Origin of the sequence: Ornithinimicrobium sediminis, assembly GCF_021272345.1 — a bacterium.
GTDB classification, from domain to species: domain Bacteria; phylum Actinomycetota; class Actinomycetes; order Actinomycetales; family Dermatophilaceae; genus Ornithinicoccus; species Ornithinicoccus sediminis_B.
Genome location: NZ_JAJSDQ010000002.1, coordinates 28,721 through 55,420, shown reverse-complemented (window position 1 = coordinate 55,420; position 26,700 = coordinate 28,721). Strand labels below are relative to the sequence as shown.

At 74.1% G+C, this 26,700-nt stretch carries 26 protein-coding genes, 1 tRNA gene and 1 pseudogene; 8 read left to right on the top strand and 20 right to left on the bottom strand.

The window, feature by feature from the left end; translation table 11 throughout:
• Nucleotides 1-29 precede the first annotated feature (29 nt).
• The 3 genes from LVO85_RS04625 to LVO85_RS04615 form a co-directional block, all read right to left on the bottom strand.
• On the bottom strand, nucleotides 30-392 hold the full coding sequence (locus tag LVO85_RS04625; RefSeq protein ID WP_232746252.1) for an NADH-quinone oxidoreductase subunit A: 363 nt from the start codon (nucleotides 390-392) through the stop codon (nucleotides 30-32).
• Nucleotides 393-714: 322 nt separating this feature from the next.
• The gene (locus LVO85_RS04620; RefSeq protein ID WP_232746251.1) at nucleotides 715-1,623 is read right to left on the bottom strand and encodes a hypothetical protein; all 909 of its coding nucleotides are present in this window, start codon (nucleotides 1,621-1,623) and stop codon (nucleotides 715-717) included.
• Between the two features lie 174 nt (nucleotides 1,624-1,797).
• The gene (locus LVO85_RS04615) at nucleotides 1,798-2,490 is read right to left on the bottom strand and encodes a demethylmenaquinone methyltransferase (protein WP_232746250.1); all 693 of its coding nucleotides are present in this window, start codon (nucleotides 2,488-2,490) and stop codon (nucleotides 1,798-1,800) included.
• A gap of 38 nt (nucleotides 2,491-2,528) precedes the next feature.
• Here LVO85_RS04615 and LVO85_RS04610 point away from each other — a divergent pair, with 38 nt between their 5' ends.
• On the top strand, nucleotides 2,529-3,845 hold the full coding sequence (locus tag LVO85_RS04610; protein WP_232746249.1) for an isochorismate synthase: 1,317 nt from the start codon (nucleotides 2,529-2,531) through the stop codon (nucleotides 3,843-3,845).
• A complete protein-coding gene (locus tag LVO85_RS04605; protein ID WP_232746248.1) occupies nucleotides 3,829-4,362 on the top strand; it encodes a GNAT family N-acetyltransferase in 534 nt (177 codons plus the stop codon). The genes LVO85_RS04610 and LVO85_RS04605 overlap by 17 nt, the downstream gene beginning before the upstream one ends.
• On the opposite strand, the gene LVO85_RS04600 is transcribed toward LVO85_RS04605, so the two are convergent.
• Nucleotides 4,341-5,558, bottom strand: a complete 1,218-nt coding sequence (locus tag LVO85_RS04600; RefSeq protein ID WP_232746247.1) for an MFS transporter — start codon at nucleotides 5,556-5,558, stop codon at nucleotides 4,341-4,343. The genes LVO85_RS04605 and LVO85_RS04600 overlap by 22 nt on opposite strands.
• 152 nt (nucleotides 5,559-5,710) lie before the next feature.
• On the opposite strand from LVO85_RS04600, the gene LVO85_RS04595 reads away from it, so the two are divergent.
• Nucleotides 5,711-7,039, top strand: coding sequence for a GNAT family N-acetyltransferase (locus LVO85_RS04595; protein WP_232746246.1), 1,329 nt, complete (start codon nucleotides 5,711-5,713; stop codon nucleotides 7,037-7,039).
• 11 nt (nucleotides 7,040-7,050) lie between these two features.
• Here LVO85_RS04595 and menD read toward each other — a convergent pair whose 3' ends face one another.
• Nucleotides 7,051-8,754, bottom strand: a complete 1,704-nt coding sequence (menD, locus tag LVO85_RS04590) for a 2-succinyl-5-enolpyruvyl-6-hydroxy-3-cyclohexene-1-carboxylic-acid synthase (protein WP_232746245.1) — start codon at nucleotides 8,752-8,754, stop codon at nucleotides 7,051-7,053.
• A gap of 135 nt (nucleotides 8,755-8,889) precedes the next feature.
• On the opposite strand from menD, the gene LVO85_RS04585 reads away from it, so the two are divergent.
• Nucleotides 8,890-9,666, top strand: a complete 777-nt coding sequence (locus LVO85_RS04585; RefSeq protein ID WP_232746244.1) for a SurA N-terminal domain-containing protein — start codon at nucleotides 8,890-8,892, stop codon at nucleotides 9,664-9,666.
• Between the two features lie 23 nt (nucleotides 9,667-9,689).
• On the opposite strand, the gene LVO85_RS04580 is transcribed toward LVO85_RS04585, so the two are convergent.
• The 10 genes from LVO85_RS04580 to LVO85_RS04535 all read right to left on the bottom strand — a co-directional run bounded on the left by LVO85_RS04580 (nucleotide 9,690) and on the right by LVO85_RS04535 (nucleotide 17,172).
• A complete protein-coding gene (locus tag LVO85_RS04580; RefSeq protein ID WP_232746243.1) occupies nucleotides 9,690-10,118 on the bottom strand; it encodes a hypothetical protein in 429 nt (142 codons plus the stop codon).
• A 147-nt stretch (nucleotides 10,119-10,265) separates the two neighbouring features.
• Complete coding sequence (locus LVO85_RS04575; RefSeq protein WP_232746242.1) at nucleotides 10,266-10,436, bottom strand: hypothetical protein; 171 nt, start codon at nucleotides 10,434-10,436, stop codon at nucleotides 10,266-10,268.
• Nucleotides 10,436-10,945, bottom strand: a complete 510-nt coding sequence (locus LVO85_RS04570) for a hypothetical protein (RefSeq protein ID WP_232746241.1) — start codon at nucleotides 10,943-10,945, stop codon at nucleotides 10,436-10,438. Before LVO85_RS04570 ends, LVO85_RS04575 begins: the two co-directional genes overlap by 1 nt.
• 1 nt (nucleotide 10,946) lies before the next feature.
• Nucleotides 10,947-11,477, bottom strand: a complete 531-nt coding sequence (locus tag LVO85_RS04565; protein WP_232746240.1) for a hypothetical protein — start codon at nucleotides 11,475-11,477, stop codon at nucleotides 10,947-10,949.
• A complete protein-coding gene (locus LVO85_RS04560; protein ID WP_232746239.1) occupies nucleotides 11,474-12,022 on the bottom strand; it encodes a MauE/DoxX family redox-associated membrane protein in 549 nt (182 codons plus the stop codon). The genes LVO85_RS04565 and LVO85_RS04560 overlap by 4 nt, the downstream gene beginning before the upstream one ends.
• Complete coding sequence (locus LVO85_RS04555; RefSeq protein ID WP_232746238.1) at nucleotides 12,019-12,696, bottom strand: hypothetical protein; 678 nt, start codon at nucleotides 12,694-12,696, stop codon at nucleotides 12,019-12,021. Before LVO85_RS04555 ends, LVO85_RS04560 begins: the two co-directional genes overlap by 4 nt.
• Entirely contained in the window at nucleotides 12,696-14,249 is a 1,554-nt protein-coding gene (locus LVO85_RS04550; protein WP_232746237.1) for a cell wall-binding repeat-containing protein, read from the bottom strand. Before LVO85_RS04550 ends, LVO85_RS04555 begins: the two co-directional genes overlap by 1 nt.
• A 33-nt stretch (nucleotides 14,250-14,282) precedes the next feature.
• Nucleotides 14,283-15,782 carry a selenocysteine-specific translation elongation factor gene (locus tag LVO85_RS04545; protein WP_232746236.1) on the bottom strand — a complete coding sequence of 500 codons (1,500 nt, stop codon included), beginning with the start codon at nucleotides 15,780-15,782 and terminating at the stop codon, nucleotides 14,283-14,285.
• Nucleotides 15,779-17,056: an L-seryl-tRNA(Sec) selenium transferase gene (gene selA / locus LVO85_RS04540; RefSeq protein ID WP_232746235.1), complete on the bottom strand. Its 1,278-nt coding sequence runs from the start codon at nucleotides 17,054-17,056 to the stop codon at nucleotides 15,779-15,781. The genes LVO85_RS04545 and selA overlap by 4 nt, the downstream gene beginning before the upstream one ends.
• A gap of 21 nt (nucleotides 17,057-17,077) precedes the next feature.
• A tRNA-Sec gene (locus LVO85_RS04535) sits at nucleotides 17,078-17,172 on the bottom strand.
• Between the two features lie 36 nt (nucleotides 17,173-17,208).
• On the opposite strand from LVO85_RS04535, the gene selD reads away from it, so the two are divergent.
• The 4 genes from selD (at nucleotide 17,209) to LVO85_RS04515 (ending at nucleotide 21,901) form a co-directional block, all read left to right on the top strand.
• Nucleotides 17,209-18,195: a selenide, water dikinase SelD gene (gene selD / locus LVO85_RS04530; RefSeq protein ID WP_232746234.1), complete on the top strand. Its 987-nt coding sequence runs from the start codon at nucleotides 17,209-17,211 to the stop codon at nucleotides 18,193-18,195.
• A 13-nt stretch (nucleotides 18,196-18,208) separates the two neighbouring features.
• The gene (locus LVO85_RS04525; protein ID WP_232746233.1) at nucleotides 18,209-18,598 is read left to right on the top strand and encodes a DoxX family protein; all 390 of its coding nucleotides are present in this window, start codon (nucleotides 18,209-18,211) and stop codon (nucleotides 18,596-18,598) included.
• 55 nt (nucleotides 18,599-18,653) lie between these two features.
• Complete coding sequence (locus LVO85_RS16945; protein ID WP_232746232.1) at nucleotides 18,654-20,891, top strand: helicase-associated domain-containing protein; 2,238 nt, start codon at nucleotides 18,654-18,656, stop codon at nucleotides 20,889-20,891.
• A 197-nt stretch (nucleotides 20,892-21,088) separates the two neighbouring features.
• On the top strand, nucleotides 21,089-21,901 hold the full coding sequence (locus LVO85_RS04515; RefSeq protein WP_232746231.1) for a TrpB-like pyridoxal phosphate-dependent enzyme: 813 nt from the start codon (nucleotides 21,089-21,091) through the stop codon (nucleotides 21,899-21,901).
• A 37-nt stretch (nucleotides 21,902-21,938) separates the two neighbouring features.
• Here LVO85_RS04515 and LVO85_RS04510 read toward each other — a convergent pair whose 3' ends face one another.
• From LVO85_RS04510 to LVO85_RS04490, 5 genes and pseudogenes are all read right to left on the bottom strand, one after another.
• Nucleotides 21,939-23,909 carry a M13 family metallopeptidase gene (locus LVO85_RS04510; protein ID WP_232746230.1) on the bottom strand — a complete coding sequence of 657 codons (1,971 nt, stop codon included), beginning with the start codon at nucleotides 23,907-23,909 and terminating at the stop codon, nucleotides 21,939-21,941.
• 101 nt (nucleotides 23,910-24,010) lie between these two features.
• A complete protein-coding gene (locus LVO85_RS04505; protein WP_232746229.1) occupies nucleotides 24,011-24,946 on the bottom strand; it encodes a hydroxymethylglutaryl-CoA lyase in 936 nt (311 codons plus the stop codon).
• An 18-nt stretch (nucleotides 24,947-24,964) separates the two neighbouring features.
• The gene (gene ribH, locus LVO85_RS04500; protein WP_232746228.1) at nucleotides 24,965-25,435 is read right to left on the bottom strand and encodes a 6,7-dimethyl-8-ribityllumazine synthase; all 471 of its coding nucleotides are present in this window, start codon (nucleotides 25,433-25,435) and stop codon (nucleotides 24,965-24,967) included.
• Nucleotides 25,436-25,449: 14 nt separating this feature from the next.
• Nucleotides 25,450-26,064, bottom strand: a pseudogene (gene ribB / locus LVO85_RS04495) (3,4-dihydroxy-2-butanone-4-phosphate synthase); the annotation flags it as partial.
• Entirely contained in the window at nucleotides 26,057-26,698 is a 642-nt protein-coding gene (locus LVO85_RS04490; protein ID WP_232746227.1) for a riboflavin synthase, read from the bottom strand. The gene LVO85_RS04490 and the pseudogene ribB, both read right to left, overlap by 8 nt.
• Between the last annotated feature and the right edge of the window lie 2 nt (nucleotides 26,699-26,700).

Sequence of the window (26,700 nt, the reverse complement as noted above, 5' to 3'; positions counted from 1 at the left end):
CATACCTGTGTCGTGGCTGGCTCCGGCCCTCAGTCCCATTCGAGACCGCCCCGGCTCCACTCGTAGATGAACGGCACCGAGACGACCACCAGGAACAGCAGCATCGCCAGCACCGAGAACAGCCCCACCTGGTCGAACGCGACCGCGAAGGGGTAGAGGAAGAGCACCTCCACGTCGAAGACGATGAAGAGCATGGCGGTGAGGTAGTACTTGATCGGCACACGCCCCCCGTCCAGCGCCTGCGGGGTGGGCTGGATCCCGCACTCGTAGGCCTCGGACTTCGCCCGGTTGTACGTCTTGCGTCCCAGCAGTGCGCCACCCGCGACGGACACTCCCGCGAAGAGCAGCCCGAGCGAGAAGAAGAACAGCAGCGGGAGGTAAGGATCAGTCATCCTCGCCCACCCTCCTTTCGGTCCCGGCGCATCGGACGGTCCCACCGCGCGATCTGGTCAAGGCTGGGTCAATCCTAGGGGTGCGTGTGGCGATCCCGCCGCAGGGGTCGGCGGGCGCGGTGCCCGGCTGCCGTCGACGCCCACGGCCGCGGAAGGCACTCGCCACGCCGTCCCGACCGGCATCCGTCCTGGGCGGCCGTGCTGCGGGATGTGCACCCACCCGTGACCTCCCGTTCTTGTGAAGACTTTCACGAACTCGCGCAGTCTACGCCGCAGGTGCGGCGCGGCGCCGACACGTAGACCCCACCCTGGGCCACACACCTCACATACCCGGGAAGTGTCGCTCCCACTCGGCGCCGGGCACAGGCATGGAGACATCCATGCCCCTCGAGCTGAGCAGGTCGACCACCCGGTGCAGGGTCGCCCGCGGGGTGCGGAAGATGTCACCCGAGGTCAGGGTCAGGAGGCGCCAGTCACGGGCTGCCAGGTACTCCCGCCGTCGTATGTCGTGGGCCCACTGACGAGGGTCATCGGCGTGATGTCGCCCTTCGTACTCCAGACCCACCCGGATCGAGGCGAACCCAAGGTCGATGCGGTAGACGACGCGGCCCTCATCCAGGACCTTGACGTTGACGGTCGGCTCGGGCAGCCCAGCGAGCACCAGAAGCAGCCGCGAACGCGACTCCATCGCTGAGTCGACCTCCGCTCGCACCAGATGGGCGGCATGTCTCGCGAGAGAGCCGCCACGACCCCGGAACTGGCTCGCAGCGAACCGGAGGTCCTCCGGCGTGCAGCGCCGTTGCCTCACCGGGGAGTCACCCAGCACAACGAGGTCCACCAGCTCCAGCGACCGGGCAAGGTCGACGAAGGTCTGAGGAGCGGTGGTCAGCGGCACGTCTGCGACAGCGTGGACGTCGATCCCGCCGGGGGCGACATGCGCACGGATTCCCGAGGTCTTCGGTCGTCTCTTCGCGCTCGGCACAGTGACATGGGTGTCATGGTGCCGAGGGACCACGCCGCCCAGGACCTCGGCCGCGGTGTGGTGGCTGACCACAGCACCCGGGCCGGCTACCAGCAGGGCAGCCCTCGCCCGGAGCATCGGGGTCAGCGGAGCGTCAGCACTGACCCGCACCGAGCGGAACAGGCGCCGGCAGGACGGGCCGTCGAGGCGATGCTCGGAGATGCCGGACGCCAGCCCGACTGAGCGCAGAAACGGGTGCAGGTCGTTCACACGCTCGTGAGCCGAAGCAGCTGATAGCGACATGGCGACAGCCTGAGGGACCGCACCCCCGCCGCGTCCTTCTTGTCCACAGGCTCGTCCCCGACGGGATAGGCCTACCGGCCCCGGCCCACCCGGTCACCTGACCGCAGGAGGCCGGGCGGCACAGGGACCGTATGCCGGGGGTCAGGGACGCGTGGCGTGGTGCAGGGCGACGACCCCACCGGTGAGGTTGCGCCAGCGGACGTCCCGCCAGCCTGCGTCGAGGATCTGCTCGGCCAGCTGTCGCTGCGCAGGCCAGGCCTGGATCGACTCGGCGAGGTAGACGTAGGAGTCGGGGTTGCTGCTGACGCGCCGGGCCACCACGGGCAGCGCACGCATGAGGTACTGGCTGTACACGACCCGGAACGGGCGCCACGTCGGCTGGCTGAACTCGCAGACCACCAGCCGGCCACCGGGAGCGGTCACCCGCCGGAACTCGCGGAGCGCCGCGTCCACGTCGGCCACGTTGCGCAGGCCGAAGGACATCGTGACGACGTCGAAGGCCCCGTCGGCGAACGGCAGCTGCAATGCGTCCGCGGCCGTGAAGGCCATGTCGGGACGCCGGCGGCGGCCCTCCCGGAGCATCCCGATCGAGAAGTCGGCCGGGACGACCTCGATCTCAGCGTCGGCGAAGGGCTCGGAGCTGGTGCCGGTGCCGGCGGCGATGTCGAGCACCCGCTCGCCCCGGTGGGCACCGACCGCTCGCACGACGGCCTTGCGCCACACCCTGGCCTGCCCCAGGGAGAGCACGTCGTTGGTGAGGTCGTAGCGGCCGGCGACGTCGTCGAACATCTCCGCGACCTCGTCGGGTCGCTTGTCCAGGCTGGCACGGTGCATGCGGTCATCCTCGCACTCGCGCCTTACAGTGATCCGTTGTGACCCCGAACGTCCCACCGCGCCTGTGTGCACGCACCGTGGAGGTGACCGACCGGACCGGGGCCGACGTGGACCTGCTAACCCTCGTGCCACCGGGGGTCGCGTCGGCGTCCGTGTGCTCGTGGATCCGTGAGGGCGAAGGGATCGTGGGGTGGGGCCGCGTCGCCTCCTGTCTCACCGCGGGCACCGAGCGCTTCGCCGTCGCGGAGCGGTGGTGGGCCGAGGTCTGCGCTGCCGCCACGGTGCGCGACGAGGTCACTCTGCCGGGCACCGGCATGCTGGCCTTCGGGTCCTTCACCTTCGCCCCGGACTCCGCCGACGCCAGCCGTCTCGTCGTCCCTGAGGTCGTCGTGGGACGCCGCGACGGGCGGGTCTGGCTCACGACCGTCGCCCCCGAGGGTCTCGAGCCCCCGCAGCCCACCCTCGGGGGCGCCGAACGGGTCCGGGCCGGCACCGGGCCGACGACGTTCGTCGACGGGTCGGTCTCGTCGGCGCAGTGGCCCTCCGTCATCTCCAGCGCCGTCGAGCACATCGAGGCCGGCAGGGTCGACAAGGTGGTGCTGGCCCGCGACGTGCTCGCCCGCTCGCAGGGTCCGGTCGACCTGCAGCGGGTCCTGCAACGGCTCACACAGCGCTATGCGGCCACGTGGACCTTCGCCGTCGACGGCCTGGTCGGCGCCACCCCCGAGATGCTCGTGCGGCTGCTCGACGGCCGGGCCCGTTCGCGGGTGCTGGCCGGCACCGTGCGCCGTGACTCCGAGCCGGCGCCGCTGGTCACCGAGGCCCACCCGGAGCTCGCGGAGCCACACCCCAGCGACCCCCGTCTGCGGCTGATCTCCAGCGACAAGGACCTCGAGGAGCACGCCTTCGCGGTGCGCTCCGTGGCCGAGGCGCTGGCACCGCACTGCCGCGACCTGCAGGTGCCCGAGGAGCCCTTCGTCCTCGAGCTGCCCGACGTCTACCACCTGGCCAGCGACCTGTCGGGGCCGGCGGTCGACGGTGCCACGTCCCTGCGCCTGGTGGCTGCCCTGCACCCCTCGGCGGCCGTCTGCGGCACGCCCGCGCCGGAGGCGGCCCGTCTCATCGCCGAGCTGGAGCAGATGGACCGGGGCCGCTACGCGGGTCCGGTCGGCTGGATCGACGCGGACGGCGAGGGCGACTGGGGCATCGCGCTGCGCTGCGGTGAGCTGCTCGAGGACGGCAGGACCATGCGGCTCTTCGCCGGTGGGGGCATCGTCGCCGCCTCCGACCCGCGCTCCGAGCTCGCCGAGACCGACGTCAAGCTCGCGGCGATGCGCCATGCCCTGGGCGACTGACGCGACCTCCGGCCTGGTGCTGCGACCGCCGCGGATGTCCGACGAGGACCAGCTCCGGGCCGGGCACGCCGAGCTCGTGCAGGAGGGCTTCCCCTACCTCTTCCACCCCGAGCTGCCCTGGGGCGAGCAGCTCGACCTCGTCGACCGCGAGGCACGCGGCGTGGACCTGCCGCCGGGGCGCGTGCGCGGTGACTACCTTGTGGCCCAGCTCGGGCCTGACCTGGTCGGCCGGGTGTCGGTCCGGCACGCGCTGACCCCTCTGCTGCTGGAGATCGGCGGTCATGTCGGGTATGCGGTCCGCCCGGCCTTCCGCGGGCGGGGCCTGGCCACGGCGATGCTCCGGTCGAGTGTGCACCGGCTCGCCGGGCTCGGGGTCACCGAGGTGCTCGTCACCTGCGACGACGACAACCCGGCCTCGGCCGCGGTCATCGAACGCTGCGGCGGGGTGCTCGAGGACGTGCGCCGCTTCGCCGACGAGGCGCCGGCCAAGCGGCGCTACTGGATCCGTTCGACCTGACCTGCATCCGGCGCGAGGCGGGCCTCGGGCCGGGGCTGCACCCGCAGGTTGCCCGCGAGCAGGATCATGACGACCAGGGCGAGGACCACCGCGTACAGCGCCTGGTCCAGGCCGAAGGCCTCGGCGAGCAGCCCGACCATCGGCGCCCCGAACAGGAACGCACCGTAGGCGATCATGCTCACGGTCGTGATCGAGCGGTTGCCGCGGCCGGGGATCTCACCCGCCGCCGAGATCGCGGCCGGAAAGACTGTCGATACACCCAGACCCCACAGCAGACCGCCGACGAGGGCGAGCCCGAGGAGGGGCTGCTGGGAGGCCAGCAGGATGCCGCTGATCGCGAGGACGCCACCGACCCGGGTCACCTGCACGCGCCCGAACCGGTCGATCGCAGGACCACCGACCAGTCGCCCGAGGGTCATGGTGATGTTGAAGAACATCAGCGCCAGGGCTCCGACCGCCTCGGGTGCACCCTGCACGTCCACCAGGAGCAGCGCCAGCCAGTCGTTGGCCGCTCCCTCGGCCAGCGTGCTGCCCAGGCAGACGACGCCGACCAGCACCTCCAGTGAGGTGAGCCCACGACGGGGCGGTGGCTCGGTGTCACCGACACCCCCCGCGCTGGAGTCCTCGGCGACGAAGCCGCGCACCGCGTACAGGCCGACCACGATCCCCACTGCACTCAGCACCGGCAGCTGCACGAGGCCGACCCCGAGCGTCGCGGCGAGCACACCCGCCCCGGCACCGACCACGGCACCACCGGAGAAGGCGGCGTGGAAGTAGGGCATGAGCGAGCGGCTGCGCCGCTGCTCCACGTGGCTGCCCTGGATGTTCATCGCCACGTCCCACACCCCCACCGGGCCTCCGGTCAGGACCAGGGCGGCCGCCAGCACCCAGACGTTGGGGACGAAGGCCAGGGAGGCCCAGCCGGCGGAGCCGAGCACGACGCAGGTCGCGACCACGGCCCGGCTGCCGAACCTGTCGACCAGACGGCCGGTGAAGGGCATGGCCAGCAGCGACCCCAGGCCGCCACCGACCAGGGCCACCCCCAGCTCGCCGACGCTGGCGCCCAGCGCGTCCCGCACTGCGGGCAGGCGGGCGAACGTCTGTGCCATGACGAAGCCCGCGGTCGCGAAGACCAGCAGGACCGAGAGGACGGAGCCACGACGGACGTCGTGGCCCGCGACGGGGACGGTGGGCACGGAGCAGACCTCAGATGGTGTCGGGCACGGCAAAGCGCCCGCAGTCCTGCGGGCTTCACCTCCATGCTAGGAGATGCGGGTCCCGGCCGTGACATGCCCGGCGTCGCGGAGACAGGTGGCGGACGGCCACCACGCTGGGCGAGGGTGGGGGCATGAGCTCGCAGACGACCCCGGGGCCGGGCAGCGGCCACCGCCTGGTGCCACTGACCCCGCAGGACGCCCCACGGATGACCCGCCTGGCCGAGACGGCCTTCTTCGAGATCGCTCCCGGCATCACGCCGGAGCAGATGGTCGCGACCTTCGCCTACCACCGCTCCTCGGGTGTCGAGACCGACGAGCCGGCACCGGTGGGCGTGCCCGCCGACGCACCCCGACCGCTGGTCGGCCTGTACTGCGCGTACGACATGCACGTCACCGTCCCCGGGCCGGGCGCCGGGCACGCGCAGGTGCCGATGTCGGGCCTGTCCTGGGTCTCGGTGCACCCCGACCATCGACGCCGCGGGATCCTGCGGAGCATGATGGCCCACCACCTGCACGGGCTGCATGACGACGGCGGGGCTCCGGTCGCCGGTCTCTGGGCCGCCGAGGTGGGCATCTACGGGCGCTTCGGCTACGGGACCGCCTCGCACAACATGAAGCTGGAGCTCGGTCGCGGCACTGCCCTGCAGGCTCCCCCGGCCGTGGTGGAGGCGGCTGCGGGTCTGCGCAGCCACATGGTGCCGGTCGACAGCGAGGAGGCCACCGCGGCGCTGCAGCGCGTGCACACGGCTGCAGCCGAGCACCAGCTCGGGGCCGTGACCCGGGGCGAGGACGTGCGTCGGGACTGGTTCCGCGACCTGCCCAAGGCGCGTGGGCCCAAGGAGCCGCTGCACGTCCTCTTCGTCACCCGCGACGGAGAGGCCACGGCCTACGCCACCATGCGTCGCGAGTCCGACTGGAACGACTACGAGATGCCGCAGGGCAAGGTGCGCGTCGGCGAGCTGGGTGCGACCGACAGCGCCGGTCTGTATGCACTGGTCCGCCGCCTCGTGGACTTCGACCTCACCGGCTCGGTGTCCCTGCCCGCCCGGGGCGTCGACGACCCGGTGCTGTGGTGGGCCGGCGGGCCGCGCTCGACGTCGGCCAAGGTCACCGACGCCCTGTGGCTGCGCCTGGTGGACGTCGACCGGGCCCTGAGCCGGAGGGGGTATGCCGCCCCGGTCGACGTCGTGCTCGAGGTCGCCGACGACACGTGCCCGTGGAACGCACGCCGCTGGCGGCTCACGGCCGGGAACGACGGCGTCGGCACGTGCGTCGCGACCGAGGACCCCGCCGACCTGCGGCTGCCCGTCGAGGTGCTCGGCGCCGCGTATGCCGGGGGCCGGTCTGTCGCCGCACAGGCGGCGGCCGGATGGGTGACCGAGGAGACCCCGGGTGCGGTCGTCCGGCTCTCGCGTGCGATGCGGGGTGACCACGAGCCTCTGGGCACCATCGGCTTCTGAGCCGTCCCGCGTCAGGTCGCGGTCGACCGGGCCGCCGCCCGCAGGCGGGCCCGCAGCGCCCGGTGGGCGGACGGGTCGAGCGGGACCTCCAGGACGCGCACACCCCGGACCGGTTCGGCCAGGGCGGCGAGCAGGGTCTGCGTGCTCGGCACCAGCCGGTGCTCCACGCCGTAGCCGCGGCAGAGGGCGGCCAGGTCGGCGCCGGTGGCGGTGCCGAAGACGCGTGCGAAGTCGGCGGCACGCTCGGGAGCGCCGTGCTCCAGCGTGGCGAAGATCCCCCCGCCGTCGTCGTTGAGGACGACCACGGTCAGGTCGGGGCGCGGCTCGTCCGGGCCGATGAGCAGGCCGTTGACGTCGTGCAGGAAGGTCAGGTCGCCGACCAGCGCCACCGTGCGACCCGGGGCTGTCAGCGCGACACCCACCGCGGTGGACAGCATGCCGTCGATGCCGGCCAGCCCCCGGTTGCCCACGACCGTCCGGGCACCGCGGGGCGTGGCGGGGTCGGCGAGGTCGACGTCGCGGGGCGGGTTGGACGACCCGAGCACCAGGGTGTCCCCGTCCGCCAGCGCCCCGAGGACGGCGACGGCAGCGGACGGCCCGGTCGTCGACCCGTCCTGCAGGACGGGAGCCACACGTCTGGCCAGGGCTGCTCCGGCCGCGTGCCAGCTCTGGGCCCAGCCAGGGTCCACGGGGCCGTCGGTGGTCGCGAGGAGCCTCCCCAGGGGATGCACCGCGCGCACGACGTGCGAGGGGTTGGTCCACGTCGAGGTGGCGCTGACGTGCTCGACGTGGACGTCGCCACGGCGCAGGAGTGCCCCGACCTCACGGCTCAGGGTGGCGCGGCCCACGGTCAGCACGGTCTCGGGCAGGTGCTGTGCGAGCCACGGCTCGTCGGTGAGCAGCAGCGGGCCGTGCGGCAGGGCTCCTCTGCGGTCGGACGTGCCGAAGGGCTCGGCGACCACCGGCCAGCCGCGGCGCTGCGCCACCGCCAGCACCTCGCCGGCCACCGCCGGGTCGGGCAGGTCACCGAGCACGAGCAGCGTGCGGGCGGGCAGGTCGGCGAGCGGCTCCATCCGGAGCACCGGCTGCGGTGCCCGCACCCACGGCCCGTCACCGGGCCTGCCGTCGAGGGGCTCTGGCCACGGCACCACCTCCTCACCGGGGAGGGCAGGGGGCAGGGGGTCCCGGAAGCCCACGTTGAGGTGGGCGGGGCCGGGGTCGCCCGCAGCCCCGACCGCGGCGGCCCAGGCCCGACAGGCCACGGAGCGCCATGCCGCCTGCTGGCCCGCAAGTGGCTCGGCAGGTGGCTGGTCGTGCTCGAGACGCACGACCGCGCCGAAGAGGCCCGGCTGCACCGTCGTCTGGTTGGCGCCGGTCCCCCGCAGCTCTGCGGGACGGTCGGCGCTCAGCACGAGCATCGGCACGCGGGCATGGTGTGCCTCGAGCACGGCCGGATGCAGGTTCGCCACGGCCGTGCCGGAGGTGGTGACGACCACCGCCGGCCTGCGGGTGACCTTGGCCAGGCCCAGGGCCAGGAAGCCGGCAGACCGCTCGTCCACCCGCACGTGCAGCCGTAGCCGACCCGAGCGCTCAGCCTCCTGCACCGCATACGCCAGCGGCGCGGAGCGCGAGCCCGGGCAGAGCACGACCTCGCGCACGCCGCAGCGGACCAGCTCGTCGACCAGGACGGTGGCCAGCGCCGTGGAGGGGTGCACAGCACGATCCTGCCACCCCGGCTCGACCCGCCCCTGGTGGGCCCCTGCCCGATCGGCGCCCGTGGCAGAAGCCTGGACGAGGCGGACATCCGCCCGTGTTACCTTCGCCGGTCACCTGTCCACCGAGGGAGAACGATGCCGAAGCAGATCAAGACCTGGCTCACCGCAGCCGCACTGTCCGCCGGCGTGCTCGGCCTGGCGGCCTGCGGCGCCTCCTCCGACGACGCGGGCGACAGCGTGGCCGACACCACCGCGACCGCCCCGGCCGACCCCGGCGACCCGGCCGCCCAGACGGCCCCTCCGGTCGCCGAGCCCGACGTCAGCGACGTGCCCGACGTCGTCGCCGAGGTCAACGGCGAGGAGATCACCGCCGAGGAGTTCGTCACGCTCTACGAGAGCCAGTACGCCCGGGTCGCGCAGCAGTCGCCGACCCCGGTCGACCAGGACGAGCTGAAGCTGCAGACCCTGGACAGCATGATCGGCAGCGCGCTGCTGGTGCAGACGGCCGAGAAGCGCGGGATCTCCCCGACGCAGGACGAGGTGGACGCGAGCCTCGAGGAGCTGGCGGCGGGCTACGGTCTGGAGTCGCCCGAGCAGTTCCTCGAGCTGCTGCAGGAGCAGGGCGGGCTCACCGACGAGGAGGCCCGTGCCGAGGTCGAGACGCAGGTGAAGGTCGACACCCTCATCGCGGAGGAGGCCACCGTCGAGGACCCCTCCGAGGAGGACCTGCGTGACCTCTACGACTCCCTGGTCAGCGACCAGGAGGGTGCTGCGCAGGAGGCCGAGGTCCCGCCGTTCGAGGAGGTGCGCGACCAGCTCGCCGATCAGCTGCGCGGCCAACGTGAGGCGGACGCGGTCAGCACGCTGGTGGAGGACCTGCGCGAGGACGCCGACATCGTCATCAACCTCTGAGGGCGCCGGCGGGACGCGCCGGCTCACCCGCCGAGCACGGCGACGAGCAGGAGCACCGCCGTCACCGTGCTGCCGAGCCTCTCGAGCACCCGGCTGTGGCCGGACAGGAACTGGGCCCAGCCGTCCCTGCCGAGCAGCACGAACTGCAGGATCGCCAGGCTGCGGGAGAACCCGAAGGCCGCCGCGACGGCAACGGTGAACCACCAGGGGTGGTGCGCGAGCACGAGGTAGCCGGCGACCATGTAGGACGCTGCCCCCGGGACGAGCGTGCGCACCCCTGAGCCGTACTCGACCCCGAACCGGAACAGGCCCCGGGCCAGCCCTCGGCCGAACACCTCCTGCGGGATCAGCCGGTCACGCTGCGGCAGGCGCAGGGTGGGACTCAGCAGGTCGGTCGCCAGCAGCGCGACCACCAGCAGCGCCGTCGTCAGCACCCGTGCCGCGGGAGGCACCGGCGAGAGGAGCCCCGACAGGACCGCCAGGAGCAGCCCGGTGAGGGCACCGCCGAGGGCCGTGCCGACCGCGAAGGCCAGCCAGTGGCGACGTCGTCCGTGTCCGCCCCCGACCGAGGCGAGCAGCGCCCAGGCGCTGTTGAGACCTCAAGTGGAGCCGGACAGCGACACCCCGGCCACCACGACGGCCGACAGCACCAGCACGGAGGTCGCTGCGGGCGCACCGGCGACCAGACCGACGGACAGGACGGCCAGCAGCACCATCGTGACCAGGGGGTCGGCGACCCACCGTCGGGACCGGGAGACCTCCGGGGGCATCAGACCACCCAGGGACAGATCGAGCGGTAGCACCCGGCCGAGCTGCAGGTCCACCCGTCGGAGCACCGGTAGGTGTTGCCGTCGCTGAACTTCCAGTGCCACGAGTCGTAGGTGCTCTGGTAGCACGCGTCCGGACGGTGCAGGTAGTAGGTGCCCCCTCGACCCGGCGCCTCCTTGTGCCAGCCGACCCGGTTGCCCGCGCCGTGGTGGTAGCGCCAGCAGCACTGGCGGTCCAGGCACATGGCGGAGGGGCCGCACTGGATGCCCTCCTCCGTGTGGCCCGCGGCGTAGGTGGCACAGGGCCCTGTGGTGGTGCTGGTCCAGTCCTGGAAGTAGGCCGCCCCCGCGCTCGACACGCCGCGGTTGACCAGGGCGAAGGCGCCGAAGGCCAGGCCGACGCCACCGAGCCAGGCGGTGCGCAGCACGCCACGCCGGGACACCGGGTGGCGCAGCCGAGACTGCAGGTGCCCGGTGTCGGCGGCGGGAAGGTCGTCGTACGTCAGGGGCATGTCATCGAGCTCCAGGGGCGGGACGGGAGGCGCGCAGGGAGGCGAGGAAGTCGCGGACCTGGTCCGCGTCGCCCGGCAGCGCCGTGCGGCCGATGACGCCGTCGGCACCCACCTCCATCAGGTACGGCGTGCCGGGGACGCCCAGACGCTCCATGAGGGCGGTGGTGCCCCCGGTGCACCTGGCCTCGTCCAGACCGGGGGGGAGGTCGTCGGGGCAGGGTCCGGTGGAGGCGATGACCAGGTGCCTGCCCAGACCCTGGGCGGCGGCCTCGCCGAGCGCAGCCTCGCAGGACGGACACCCCGGCGACACGAACGCGACGAGCCCTCCCGACACCGGGCGGAGCACGCCGAGGTCGCCGTCGGCCGGCAGCACCAGGCCGGTCAGGACGGGCGCGAGCCGACCCGTCCGTGCCCCGGAGCCGGCGAGGGCACGCTGCACCTCGCCGAGCTGGCGCATCAGCCCGGCGAACCCGAGGGCGAGGACGGCGATGGCCACCCAGGAGACCAGCAGCGCTGCGGTGGTGAAGGTCATGAGGTGGCCCTCCCGAGGACGAGTGGAGCCGACAGCGCGCGCGCCGCCGGCAGGTAGGTCAGGCCCACCGAGAGCGCCGTCGTGGCGCTCACCAGGACGACGACCTCGTGCCACGGGCGACCTGCCACCCCGGCGGCCTCGACGGCCACCGCTCCCCCGAGGGCCAGCAGCCCCAGCAGCACCGCCCGCAAGGTCACCCAGGGCCCCAGCGGGGACTCGCCCACCCCGCAGGCACAGGCGGATGCCGCACCAGGGCGGGCTCGCCAGGCGGCGTGGGCGTACCCCGCCAGCAGGAGGAACAGCGCAGCGGCCGTCAGGCCCAGCCCTCGCTGCGCCGGCGCGTCCCCGAGCAGGACCGCGGCGAGCAGGCCGGCCCCGAGCAGCAGCTCGACCGCCGTCAGCAGCACCACGACGGGGCCCGCCCACCCGGCGCCGAGCACCCCGTGGGCGACCACGGCCCGCCGGGTCGACGCGTGGGTCACCGCGTGAGCCAGCCCGGACGCGGCCAGCACGACGGCGGCGGTCGCCAGCAGGGCCGGGCTCATCCGCGCCTCACCTGCACCTGCGACATCGACCCGACCAGCACGTCCAGGTCGGTCTCCGGGAGCGGGATGCCGTAGACCACGTGGTCGGGCGCCTCGAGGATGACGTGGCGCCCCTCCTCCGGTGCGCTGCGACTGAGCCGACCGCCGGCCACCCGCCTGCCCGAGCCGGCCTCGCCGGGTCGTCCGGGCGTGAAGGCCCTGCGCACGTCCATGACGTAGCGCTGGCCACCGCGCACCTGCACCGGCACGACGGCGTCGTGGGTGCGGTAGGGGGACCACTCGATGCCGCCGCGCGGGTCGAAGCGGGGACCGGCAGCCGTAGTCGTCATGCGGGCCCCGACCAGCAGGGCGGCGAGGTCCTCGACCGACAGACCCGGTGGCGCCGGCCCGAACACCGGGTGGGGGTGCAGCTCGACGAGGAAGACGAGCCCGCTGCCGCCGCCCAGTGCGCCGGTGCGCAGGGTGGTGCCACCGCGCAGCGTGAGCGCCGAGGTCAGCGCCGACCCCGTCGAGGTGACGAAGTGCTCGGCCGCCTCCGGTGTGCCGGCGTTGACCTCGACCTCCCGCCCCGCCGCGAACAACACGCTCGTGCGCACGGGCGTCGTGAGCTCCTCGGCGTCAGGGACGTCGATGACGGCGGTCTCACCGTCGAGCAGCAGCGTCGTCAGCTCCATCAGCTGCCCCCCGCCCAGGGCAGGGTGCGACCGTACTGGTCCCGGACGATCGGCTGCAGCGACGAGGTGCCTCCCAGCACCGTGCCCGTGAGGTCTGCGGTGGCGGCGAGCCTGCTGCGCACCACGTCCGGCAGGTGGTCCGGCCGAGCCAGCAGCAGCGGGGCTCCCCGGGCACCGGCGAGCGCACCTCCGGTGACGGCGTCGGCGAAGCCGGTCCCCGTGGCCAGGTAGGAGGCCGAGGGCGTCCCGAACTCCGCGGCGACCGCGGCCGCGACGGCATACCGGTCGTCGCCACCGAGTCGGCGCAGCGGGGTGGAGCCGGTGGCGTAGCCGGCCAGCTCCGCGGCGACCGCGTCGCTCACCGCCGAGGGACCACCGAGCACGACGACCTGGCGCGGCTGCAGCCGGACGAGCTCCTCGCGGACCGTGGCGGGCAGCGACGTGCGGCGCACGAGGAGCACCGGGCTGTCCCGGTGCGCGGCCAGGGCCCCACCGGCCAGGGCGTCCGGGAAGTTCTCTCCCGTGGCGACATAGGCGGTGGCCACACCCGGCGCGAAGTGCTGCGCCACGAGCGCGGACGTGCCGTAGCGGTCCTCTCCGCCGACGCGCTCCACACTCGGGGCGTAGGCCTCCAGCGCCTGCGCGACGGCGTCGCTGACCGCGGTCGTGCCGCCGAGCACGACGATGCGGTCCGGGTCGAGGCGCTGGAGCGCCTGTGCCGTGGCCGCGGGGACGCTCCCGGTGCGCACCAGCAGCACCGGTGTCCCCGTGCTGCCGGCGACCGCCGCACCGCTCAGGGCGTCCGGGAAGGCCCCGCCCGCCGCCACGTATGCCGTGGGCACGCCGGCGGGGAAGGCGTCGGCGATGCGTGCGGCGGTGGCGTAGCGGTCGGCACCGGCGACCCGTGCCGTGGAGTTGGACCGGCAGTGGTAGACCTCCGCCTGGTCGACCTGCACGGACGTCGCCCGTCCCGAGGTCGCCCGGTGCTCGAACCAGGTCCCGAGCCAGCCGCTCTCGTCGGAGGTCGCCGGCGTGACGTCGACCGCGACACCACGCCACGACGACCCGGTGGTGAACGTCGTCAGCACCGAGTTGACGGCCACCCGAGCCCGCGCGACAGAGGTGCCCCGGGTCGTGAAGCCCAGGAAGGTCGACCTGCCGACGCTCACCTGGCGGTAGGGCAGGAAGAAGTGCTCGGCCTGCCCGGAGACGCCGGGCAGGTAGGAGCGGACGCTGTAGCTGCCGGCGGTCCCTCCGGCGTGCCGCGCGAAGCCGGTGTTGAAGCGAGGCTCCGGCAGGGACCCCTCGAAGCCCTGGACGTAGGTCGTGCCCGAGCGGCTGCGGCCCTCCGGGCAGGGGGCCTGGCCGCTGCGGTTGGGCGGGAAGGTCACCGGGGTGGCGGCGGCGTCGGTGGCCTGGGAGGACACCGAGGCCGGCAGGGGTCCGTCGACCGAGGCGACGGTCGCCGGTACCGTGGACAGACCGAGGGCCGCGACCGTGGCGGCGAGGACGACCGTGGTGCCCCTCCGGCGCGCGCTGGAGCGTCTGTACACCGTGTGTCCTCCCCGGGCCTGAGCAGGTGCAGGTCAGCGCCGGTCGGTTGGCGTGCCCTGCCGTGTCCGGAGTATACGACGGTGCTCGGCGTCCGTGCGGGATGTGAGCTGCCGGGCGTCCAGGTGCTCCAGCAGGGCGACGGTGACCCGGCGCGAGGCGCCCAGGGCGATGCGTGCCGCGCTCGTCGTGAAGGGCTGGTCGAGCGCGGCGAGGGTCTGCCACGCCCGCGCTGCGGCATCCCGGTGCAGCACCAGTCCGCGACCGAGATGGAGCACCCGGCCGGCTGCCGCCAGGTCCCGCACCTCCTGGGGCGTGACCTCCCACGCGGCCAGCTGGTCCTGGTGCGGGGCGGCCAGCGGTGCTGCGGCGAGGTGCTCCAGCAGCAGGCGCACCCCCGTGCCGTCCGGGGCCGCGGGTGTGCGCCGGCTCCGTCCAGAGTCGCGGGCGGAGACACCCCCCGGCTGCTCGAGCGCGACCCCTGCCAGGACGCGCCGGCCCCCCGGGTCGCGCACCACGACCCGGTCCCCCGGCTCCAGGGCGAGCGCCTGCGGGAGGCCGAGCCGCACGGCCCCCTCGCGCACCGTGAGCCGCGCCGACAGGGTCGTGGTCCCCACCGACACGAGCGTCTCCCGGGGCCAGCGCGGCGGCACGCTCACCGGCACCAGCCGTCCGCGGGCCGTGCGCGACCGCACCGGGTCCGGGTCCGCGGTGAGCAGCGTGCCCCGGGGCACCTGGTCCGGCGGCGTGCCGGCGAGGTTCACCGCCAGACGGGCCGGTCCCTGCGCCGAGGCCGTCGGCCGACCGTGGTGCTGCAGGCCACGCACCCGCATACGCTGCCCGCCGGCATACAGGTGGTCACCGACCACGACCCGACCACGAGCCAGGGTGCCGGTCACGACGGTGCCGGCTCCGCGCACGCTGAACGAGCGGTCGACCCACATCCTGGCCGGCCCCGGCGGGCCGGGCCGCTGTGCGGCGCCGATGCGCTCCAGCACCTCGAGCAGGTCGCCCCACCCCCGGCCCGTGCGGGTGCTCAGCGCCACGGCGTCGCAGGGCTCGAGACCGAGGTCACGCATCCGCACGGCCGCGCTCGAGAGCACCCCTGCGGGGTCGGCCAGGTCGCTCTTGGTCACCACGAGCACGACACGGGGCAGCCCCAGTGCCACCAGCGCGCCCGCGTGCTCCTGGGTCTGCGGGGACCAGCCCTCGTCCGCGGCCACGACGAGGAGCGCCGCGCCGGCAGCCGCCAGCCCGTGGACGGTGGTGCCCAGGAAGTCCTCGTGGCCGGGGGCGTCGACGACGGACACCTGCCGCCCCGACGGCAGCGTGGCGTGCACGTGCCCCAGCTCGATGGTCAGGCCACGGCGTCGTTCCTCGGCCAGCGTGTCGGGCTCGGTGCCGGTGAGCCGGCGGACCAGGGAGGACTTGCCGTGGTCGACGTGCCCGGCCGTCGCGACCACCGCCGTCGCGGTCGTCCCCGTGGCGGCTGTCCCCGTGACGGCCGCCGAGCGGCCTCTCTCGGGAGTGCTCACCCGGCCAGCGCGGCCTGCAGAGCGGCGACCAGGCGGCCGGTGTCGTCGGCGGCGACGCAGCGAGGGTCGACCAGACACCGTCCGTCCTGCACCCGCGCCACCACCGGGGGTGACCCCACCCTGAGCCGCTCGGCGACCGGGGCGGGTAGTGCCAGCGCCCAGCCCGCCAGCTCGACGCCGGGGGCACCCCCGCCCCCCACGACGGCGACGGAATCCACGACCTCCCCGCCGACCGCCGCCTGCAGCGCTCGCACCCGTGCCAGCAGGTCGTCCGGGCGGGCAGCCAGCGCGGCCGCCGTGGGCGTCAGGTCCCGCTGGCGCAGGGTGGCGGCGAGCGCCGCCAGGGAGAGCTTGTCGGCGCGCAGGGCACGCGCCACGGGGTGCCGGCGAGCCCTGGCCACCAGCGCCTCGTCGCCGAGGACGACACCACCCTGCGGGCCGCCGAGCAGCTTGTCGGTGCTGAAGGTGACCAGCGAGGCCCCCGCCTGCAGCGCGCTGCTCGCGTCCGGCTCGTCGGGGAGGACGGTGGAGGGGGCGAGCAGACCCGAGCCGAGGTCCACCACGAGGGGCACCCCGAGTCCGGCCAGCTCGCGGACGGACGGCGCACCGGTGAACCCGTGCAGCGTGAAGTTGCTCGGATGCACCTTGAGCACGCACCCGGTCCGCGGTCCGAGGGCCGAGGCGTAGTCGGCGACGCGCACCCGGTTGGTGGCTCCCACCTCCCTGACCGTGGCTCCGGCGCCGGCCAGCAGCTCGTGCAGCCGGAAGCCGTCGCCGATCTCCACCATCTCGCCGCGGGCCAGGACGACCTCCCCCGGCAGGGCCAGGGTCGCGAGCAGGAGTGCCGCCGCCCCGTTGTTGACGACCAGCGCGTCGCCGGCTGCGCCCACCCGGTCGAGCAGCAGCCGCCTGACCGCGTCGCCCCGCGCGGCCCGGCGACCGGTAGCCAGGTCATGCTCCAGGGCGACGTAGCCACCGGCGGCGAGCACCGACTCCCGGGCCGCCCGCGACAGCGCGGACCGCCCCAGGTTGGTGTGCACGATGACCCCGGTGGCGTTGAGCACCGCGACCTCCTCGGCGCGCGGGGCGAGCTCGGCTGCCGCCGCGGTCGGCACGTCGCCGACGGCCAGCGCACCGCGGCGTGCCCGGTCCTGGGCTCGCCGCACGCCGGCGCGCACGACCTCCGGGTGCAGGCCTGCGGCCGCCGTCCGCACGACGTCGGAGGCGAGCACCTCGTCGGTGCGCGGGACCGCTCGGCGCGGGTCGTCGCTCACGGGCCCCCCTCGGTGCAGGACTGGCGGAGGCGGACGGGAATCGAACCCGCCAGACGAGCGGTGCTCGTCTCGTCGGTGTTGAAGACCGCGGGGCCCACCAGGACCCGGACGCCTCCCTGGTGTAGTCCCGCGAGCCTATACGCTCGGCCCTCATGGACCGCCGCCCTCGCCTCACCTCCTACTCCTCGGGAGGGGGATGTGCCTGCAAGCTGCCCCCCGGCGAGCTCCGTGAGCTGGTCACCTCGCTGGGCCCCGGTGACGCGTCGCTGCTCGTCGGCGCCGACAGCGCCGACGACGCGGCCGTCATGGCGATGGGCGGCCCGGAGGCGACCGTGCTCACGGCCGACTTCTTCAGCCCGGTCGTCGACGACGCGGGAGACTGGGGCAGGATCGCCGCTGCCAACGCCCTCTCCGACGTCTACGCGATGGGGGGCACGCCGCGGCTGGCGATCAACCTGCTGACCTGGCCTCGAGGTGAGCTGCCCCTGTCGCTCGCGGCCGAGGTGCTCGCCGGAGCCCAGGAGGTATGCCGACAGGCGGGGTGCGCCGTCGGTGGCGGACACAGCGTCTCCGGCCCTGAGCCGCTCTTCGGGATGGCGGTCGTGGGGACCGTCGACCCTGCTCGGCTCATCCGGGTGGACCGGGCACAGCCCGGCCAGCCGCTGACCCTGACCAAGCCGCTGGGTGTCGGCATCCTCAACGCCCGCCACAAGGCCACCGGCGAGACCTTCCCCGAGGCGGTGCGCGTGATGACCACCCTCAATGCCGCGGCGGCGGAGTCGGCACGGGCGGCCGGTGTCACGGCCGGCACCGACGTGACCGGCTTCGGGCTGCTGGGGCACCTGCTGTCGATGGTGCGCGGGTCGGGTGTGTCGGCGGTCGTCCACGCCGGTGCGGTGCCCGTCGTCGAGGGCGCCCGCGAGTCGCTGGCCGCCGGCTACGTGCCGGGAGGCTCGCGACGCAACCTGGACTGGGTGCGGGAGGCGCTGCGCTCCGACCTGCCCGAGGAGGAGCTCCTCCTGCTGGCCGACGCGCAGACCAGCGGCGGGCTGCTCGTCGCGGGTGAGGTCCCCGGATACCCGGTCGTCGGCGAGGTCGTCGCAGCCGGGGGCGCGAGCACCGTCACGGTGCGGGGCTGACAGGCTGTCGGCCGTGCCCTCACCCGACCACCGGCTCCTCGTCGCCCTCTTCACCGCGTCCGGGCTGCTGCACCTGGTGCGGCCGTCCGTGTTCGAGCCGATCATCCCTGCCCCGCTGCGGCGCTGGGACCGCGAGCTCGTCGTCGGCAGCGGGGTCGCCGAGCTGGTGTGCGCGGCCGGTCTGGCCCATGCCCGCACCCGTCCCGCAGCAGGCGCCGCGAGCGCGGGGCTGCTGCTCGCGGTGTGGCCCGCCAACGTGCAGATGGCCGTGGCCCACGGGCGCAGCGCGCGCCGCCGTGGGGACCTCGCGTCACGAGCGCTCTGGGTCGGCAACGTGGCGCGGCTCCCGGTGCAGGTGCCACTCGTCCGCATCGCCTGGCGGGCGGCACGCAGCCGGACCTGAGGCGCCCGGCAGGAGGTGGTCCGTTCCCGGGCGGGCACGCGACTACCGTAGGACGGTGCCCTCCTCGACCCGCTCCCTCGCCGACGACCTGAGGCGGCGCAGCGACACGGAGCTGGCCGCACTGCTCGTCCGCAGGCCGGACCTGGCCCGCCCCGCTCCCGCCGACGTCACGACACTGGCCGCCCGCGCCACCACCCGCGCCAGCATCCAGCGTGTCCTCGACAGTCTGGACCTGGCCCACCTGCACACGCTCGAGGCCCTCGTCGTCGCCTCCCCCGCCTCGCGTGCCGAGGTCGCCCGCCTGCTCGGGGAGCCGCCACGGTCGTCGCGGGTGGCCGGCTGGGTGCAGGACCTGGCCTTCCTGTCGCTGGTCTGGGAGAGCGACGAGGGCTTCCGGGTCGCGCGCACCGTGGCGGAGGTCATCGGTGACCCCGCCGGGCTGGGGCCGGCCCTGCCGCAGACGCCGACCGGACCCGCCCTGGACGCCGCGCTGCAGGGCCTGGACCGGCACGGTCGGGCGGTGCTCGACGCGCTCACCTGGGGCCCCGCGACGGGGGTGCTGTCGGAGTCGACCAGCTCGGGGGACACCGCTGTGGGCGCGGCGGCGCGCAGCCTCATCGCCCACGGCCTGCTGCACCGGGTCGACGAGTCGCACGTCGTCCTTCCCCGTCAGGTCGCGCTCGTCCTGCGGCACGGTGTGCTGCACCGGGACCCGGCTGCGGAGCCGCCGCGGCCCCGAGGCCCGGTCGTCGACCCCGAGGTGGTCGACGCGACAGCCGGTGGCCGCGCCGCCGAGCTGCTGGTGCTCAGCGCCGAGGTCATCGACGCCTGGGGCGCCAAGCCCCCCAAGGTGCTGCGTGCCGGCGGGCTGGCGGTGCGCGACCTGTCGCGCCTGGCGTCGCGGCTGGAGATCGGGCAGCCGGAGACCGCCTGGCTGCTCGAGGTGATGCACGCGGCCGGCCTCCTCGCCCGCGACGACACCGAGGACGCCACGTGGATGCCGACCGGCGAGACCGACGAGTGGGTGGACCAGGACCCGCACCATCGGTGGGCCGACCTGGCGCACGCCTGGCTCACCATGACGGCCGCGCCCTCGCTGGTCGGGCAGAGCGAGGCGGGCCGGGTGAACGCCCTCAGCCTGCAGACCTCCTGGCCGGCGGGCCGACAGCGTCGGCGCGACGTCCTCACCGCGGTGGGCACCCTCCCCGCCGGGTCGGCGCCCGGGCAGGACGACCTGCTGGACCTGCTGCGCTGGCGCCACCCGGTCCGCATGGCGCGGGCCTCCGCGGCGGGCAGCGGTCCGGGCATCGAGGCGGTGCTGCGGGAGGCCGAGTGGGCCGGTGTGCTGGGCCGGGGCGCTCTCACCGCGCCCGGGCGGGCGCTGCTCGAGGACGGCCGGGACGCCGCTGCCTCGCTCATGGCGCCGCACATCCCGGCGGCGGTCGACCACGTCCTGCTGCAGGCCGACCTGACCGCCATCGCCCCGGGGCGGCTCGAGGGACCGGCCAGGGCCGTCATGCGCCTGCTCAGCGACGTCGAGTCCCGAGGTGGCGCGACGGTGCACCGCATCACCGAGGAGACCCTGCGACGCGCCCTCGACGCGGGCTGGTCGGCCGACCGTGTGCTGTCCGAGATCGCCTCGGTCAGCCACACCGGTGTGCCCCAGCCGCTCGACTACCTGGTGCGCGACGTCGCCCGCCGCCACGGGGTCGCGCGGGTCGGGGCGTGCGCCGCCTACGTGCGCTCCGACGACGAGGCGCTGCTGGACCGCGTCGAGGCGGACCGCTCGCTGTCGCTGCTTCAGCTGCGGCGCATCGCTCCCACCGTGCTCGTCACCCCGGTGCCGGCGGCCACGGTGCTCGACCTGCTCCGCGAGGAGCAGTACGGCCCGGTCGCCGAGGGCGTCGACGGCGGCATCTCCCTGGACCCGGGACGACACCACCGCACCACCCGGCGGGACACCCCACAGGTCCAGGTCAGCGGGGTGGACGCGGACGTCGCAGCACGGATCGTGGCGGGGATGCGACACGGGGACACGGTGCGCGACTCGCACCCCGACAGCGAGACGCCCCCCGCCACGGAGCCGGTCGTCACCCTCGCCCTCCTGCGTGAGGCTGCTGCCGAGGGAGCCGCGGTCTGGGTCGGCTACGTCGACGACATCGGTGGCGTCCAGCACCACCTCTTCCGTCCCGAGCACGTCGAAGGGGGCAGGGTGCGCGGCACGACAGGCGACGGCGACGCCCCGCGCACCCTCCTGCTGCACCGCATCAGCGGGGTGCGCCAGGCGCTGTGAGCCGCGGCCCGGGCACTGGTGAGAGTGCCTCATGGCACGCCCTGACGACACCCGGTCCAAGATCCTGCTCGACGAGTCGGAGATGCCGACGCAGTGGTACAACCTGGTCGCCGACCTGCCCGAGCCTCCCCCGCCCGCGCTGCATCCCGGCACCCACGCCCCGGCCGGCCCCCGACGACTTCGCCCCGCTCTTCCCGATGGCCCTCATCGAGCAGGGAGGTCTCGACGGCCGCTCCCTGCTCGCCGAGGACCCCGACCACCCCGGCTCGCTGGGCATCGCCATCTCCGAGGCCGTCATGATGGCCGTCGCCGACCCGCAGGCACGCTACGCCCTGGGCTCGGTGCTCAACCACGTGCTGCAGCAGACCGTCATCGGCGAGGAGGCCCTGCTGCAGCTGGCCAAGGTGGGTGAGAACCCCGATGTGCTGGTCGGGTGCACCGGCGGCGGCTTCAACTTCGGCGGTCTCTCCTTCCCGTTCCTGCGCGAGAAGCTCGCCGGCCGCATGAACCCGACCGTCCGCTGCGTCGAGCCCGCGGCCTGCCCGAGCCTGACCAAGGGCGAGTACCGCTACGACTTCGGCGACACCGCCGACCTGGCCCCGCTGATGAAGATGCACACGCTCGGTCACGACTTCATCCCCGAGCTCATCCACGCCGGCGGGCTGCGCTACCACGGGATGAGCCCGCTGGTCTCGCACATCTACGAGCAGGGGGTGGTGGAGGCGATCTCGGTGCCGCAGACCGAGTGCTTCGCCGCGGCGGTCCAGTTCGCCCGCTGCGAGGGCATCGTGCCGGCGCCGGAGCCCACCCACGCCATCGCCGCCGCGATCCGCGAGGCGCTCCAGGCCAAGGAGTCCGGGCAGGAGAAGGTGATCCTCACGGCCCTGTGCGGCCACGGCCACCTCGACCTGGCCTCCTACGAGCAGTACCTCAGCGGGGCCATGGTCGACTACGAGCTGCCCGACGAGCAGATCGCCACTGCGATGCGGGGGGTGCCCGTCCTGGACTGAGCGCCCCGTCGGGGGCGCTCGGTCCGGGAGCCGGATCTCAGAAGATGCGGACGCGCTCCTGCGGCGGGAGCCACAGGCCGTCGCCCTCCTTGGTGTCGAACGCGTCGTGGAAGGCGTCGACGTTGCGCACCGTGTTGCCGCGCAGGTCGGCCGGTGAGTGCGGGTCCACCGAGAGCAGACGCTTGGCCTCCTCGACCCGGGCCTTGCCACGCCACACCTGACCCCAGCCGATGAAGAACCGCTGGTCACCGGTCCAGCCCTCGATGTCGGGCGCGTCGCCACCGGTCGCGATGCGGTAGGCGGACAGCGCCAGCTCCAGCCCGCAGAGGTCGCCGATGTTCTCGCCCACCGTCAGCCCCCCGTTGACCCGCTGGCCGGGCACCTCACGGGGCGAGAGGGTGTCGAACTGCGCGATGAGGGCCTGGGCCCGCTCGTCGAACGCGGCGCGGTCCTCCTCGGTCCACCAGTCGGTGAGCGAGCCGTCGCCGGCGAAGCGCGAGCCCTGGTCGTCGAAGCCGTGGCCGATCTCGTGGGCGATGACCGCCCCGATGCCGCCGTAGTTGACGGCGTCGTCCGCCTCGACGTCGAAGAAGGGCGGCTGCAGGATCGCGGCCGGGAAGACGATCTCGTTGAGCATCGGATGGTAGTAGGCGTTGACCGTCTGCGGGGTCATCAGCCACTCGTCGCGGTCGATCTCCTCGCCGAGCTTGCGCAGCTCGCGGTCGGTCTCGACCGCGTGGCCACGGCGGACGTTGCCGACCAGGTCGGTCGGGTCCACCACGTAGGCCGAGTAGTCGCGCCAGGTGGGCGGGTGCCCGATCTTGGGGCGGAAGGCGCCGAGCTTGTCGAGGGCACGGGCCCGGGTGTCCTCACCCATCCACTCGAGCTCCCCGATCCGCCGGCGGAACGCCTCGATGACGTGCTCGACCAGCTGCTCCATCCGCTCCCTGGCCTGCGGAGGGTAGTGCTGGGCGACGTAGAGCTGACCAGCGGCCTCACCGAGCAGGGCCTCGACCAGGCCCACCCCGCGCTTCCAGCGTTCCTTGTTGTCCGGCGTCCCGCTGAGGGTGCGGCCGTGGAAGTCGAAGTGCTCGGCCACCAGGTCGTCGGTGAGGAACGGTGCGGTGGAGTCGAGCAGGCGCACCACCAGGAAGGCCCGCCAGTCCTCCACAGGCGTGCCGGTGAGCTCCTGTCCCACGGCCGTGAGCACGTCGGGCTGACGAGCGACGAGGTGCTCCAGGCGGTCGCGGGAGATCCCCAGGCCTTCGGCCCATGCCGTCCAGTCGAGCCCCGGGGTGCTGTCGACGAGCTCGGCCCAGGACAGCTTGTTGTAGGACTTCACCGCGTCCCGGGCGGCGACGCGGTCCCAGTGCGCGCCGGCGATCCGTGCCTCGAGGTCGAAGACGCGCTGCGGCACGTCGCCACCGAGGTCCAGCCCCACCTCGGTCAGCGCCGGGGCAGCGAGCTCCAGGAGCCGGCCGAGGTAGCCGAGGTAGGCCTCGCGCACCGAGGCGTGCTCCTCGTCGCGGTAGTACGCCTCGTCGGGCAGGCCGATGCCGCCCTGGTGCAGGTAGAGGACGTAGTCCTCGGGGCTGCCGGCGTCGGCAGTGACCCAGACGTGGGCGAGCCCGTCGACGCCGTGGCGCTGCAGGTGCGCGGACACGCGCACCACGTCGGAGGGGTTCTCGACCTCCGCGACGGACCGCAGGTCCTCGACCAGCGGGCTGGTGCCCAGGGCAGCGATCCGCTCGGTGTCCATGAAGCTGGCGTACAGCGCCCCGACCTTGCCCTCGGGGGTGTCCAGCGCGGGCTCCCTCGCCGCGGCCTCCTCGATGAGGGCCCGGACGTTGGCCTCTGCGGCCTCGCGCAGCATGTCGAAGGCGCCGTAGCGCCCGCGGTCCCCCGGGATCTCCGCCGTGTCGAGCCATGTGCCGTTCACGAACCGGAAGAGGTCGTCCTGCGGCCGGACCGCAGTGTCCATGTGGGTCGGGTCGATACCTGAGTGCATGAGCACACCGTATGCGGTCCCACCGGCCGACCTACAGTGGAACCCACGCCGGGGCCTGCGCTCGCGCAGTCTGTCGCAGGCCCGGCGCAGTCGTGTGCCCGTCAGCCCGAGAGGGCTCGCACGACCCGGCTCGGCGAGGGCCGGCCCAGGTGCCCGGCCATCCACCCGCTCGTCTCGACGAGCGTGTCGAGGTCGACCCCGTGCTCGACGCCCAGCCCGGTGAGAGTCCACACGAGGTCCTCGGTGGCCAGGTTGCCGGTGGCCGACCTCGCGTAGGGGCAGCCGCCGAGCCCTCCGGCGGAGGCGTCCACGACACTGACACCCCGGCCCAGGGCGGTCACCGTGTTGCTCAGCGCCTGGCCGTAGGTGTCGTGGAAGTGGACGCCGACCTGGTCGACCCCGATGCCGACCTCCTCCAGCGCGTCGAGCAGCCGCTCCACGTGCCCCGGCGTGCCGACGCCGATGGTGTCGCCGACGGAGAGCTGGTCGCAGCCCAGGTCCATCAGCCGGGCACAGACGTCGACGACCTGCTCCACGGGCACCGGACCCTCCCACGGGTCGCCGAAGCACATGGACACGTAGGCCCGCACCCACGCCCCCGCGTCCAGGGCACGCGACACGACCGGGGCGAACATGTCGACCGACTCGGCCACGGAGCGGTTGAGGTTCTTGCGGGCGAACGTCTCGGTGGCGCTGCCGAAGACGGCGACCGCGGACACGCCGGCCTCCAGGGCCCGCTCCAGCCCGCGCTCGTTGGGCACCAGCACCGGTCGCTGCCGACCGACACCCACCGGACCGAGCGCGGCGACGAGCTCCTCGGCGTCACCGAGCTGCGGCACCCACCGCTGCGGCACGAACGAGGTGAGCTCGACGGTGTCGAGGCCGGCGGCGACCAGGCGTCGCACGAACTCGGCCTTGACCTCGGTGGGCACCCGCGTCGACTCGTTCTGGAGCCCGTCGCGCGGCCCGACCTCGTAGATCGTGACGCGCTCGGGCATCCCGGAGCGGGGCTGGACCATCGGCAGCATCGACGACATGGCCCCAGCCTGCCACCCTCAGTGCGGGCGGAGCACCAGGGCGGTCGCCAGCGCCGCCGTCACCGCCTCGTGCCCCTTGTCCTCCGAGGACCCGGGCAGACCCGCGCGGTCCAGCGCCTGCTCCTCGTTGTCGCAGGTCAGCACACCGAATCCGACGGGGATGCCGGTGCTCACCGAGACCTGGGTCAGCCCCTGGGTGGCGGCCTGGCACACGTAGTCGAAGTGAGGGGTGCCGCCGCGGATCACGACGCCCAGCGCGACGACGGCGTCGTAGACACCGCTGCCCGCCAGCCGGGCGCAGGCGACCGGCAGCTCGAAGCTGCCCGGCACGGCGACGCGCTCCACCCGCCTGACGCCGGCCTCCTGCAGGGCCCGGTCGGCCCCGGCCCGCAGCCCGTCCATGACGTCGGTGTGCCAGGACGCGGAGACCACCGCGACCCGCAGGCCCGAGCCGTCCACCTCCACCTGGGGTGCGCCGCTGCCACTCATGAGGTCCTCCTGTCGTCGAGCATCCGTCGATGGGCGACCAGGTCGGCCACGCTCATCACCGGCAGGCCGTGGGCCCGCCCCAGCGCGTGCACAGCGGCTCCGCGCAGCATCTCCCCCTCGTCGTCGACCAGCTCGGCGATCGCGGCCACCGGGCTCAGCCCTGCGAGCCGGCACAGGTCGACGGCGGCCTCGGTGTGCCCGGGGCGCTCCAGCACTCCCCCCGCACGGGCGCGCAGCGGCACCACGTGACCGGGTCTGACCAGGTCGGCGGCCGTGGTGCGGGCGGACCCCAGCAGCTGCACTGTACGGGCCCGGTCGGTCGCACTGATGCCGGTGCTCACACCGGTCGCCGCGTCGACGGTGACCGTGTAGGCCGTGCGGAGCGGGTCCTCGTTGTCCTGCACCATGAGCGGCAGCTCCAGACGGTCGGCCCACTCCGCCGGCATCGGGGCGCACACGTAGCCCGAGGTATGCCGCACGGTCCAGCCCATCCAGCGCGGGGTGACCGTCTGTGCCGCCAGCACGACGTCGCCCTCGTTCTCCCGCCGGGCGTCGTCGAGCACCAGCACCGGACGTCCGGCGCACAGGGCCTCCAGTGCCTCGCCGACCACGACCTCGACCTCACTCACCGAGAGGTCCGGACGCGGGGGCGGAGGGCCGGGCCGCGGACGGGGAGCCGGCAGCCATCAGCCGCTCCACGTACTTCGCCAGGACGTCGACCTCCACGTTGACCCGGTCGCCCACCTGCCGACGCCCCAGCGTGGTCAGCTCGAGCGTCGTCGGGATGAGCGAGACGGTGAAGGTGTCGGCGCCGAGGTCGGCCACCGTGAGCGAGACCCCGTCGAGGGTGACCGAGCCCTTCTGCACGACATACCGGGCGATCTCCGGCGGCAGCCGGAAGGTGACGACCTCCCAGCGGTCACCCGGCTCCCGGGCGAGCACCTCGGTCGTGGTGTCGACGTGCCCCTGCACGACGTGCCCCCCGAAGCGCCCGTCGCTGCGCAGCGCCCGCTCCAGGTTGACCACCGACCCGACGGCCAGGTCGCCGATGCTGCTGCGGCTCAGCGTCTCGGCCATGACGTCGGTGCTGAACTCCCCGTGGCCCCACTCGGTGACCGTGAGACAGACCCCGTTGACGGCGACCGAGTCGCCGTGGCCGGCGTCCTCGGTGACCAGCGGGCCGCGGATACGCAGCTGCGAGGACGCACTGTGCTCCGTGATCGCCACGACCTCGCCGAGCTCCTCGACGATTCCGGTGAACATCC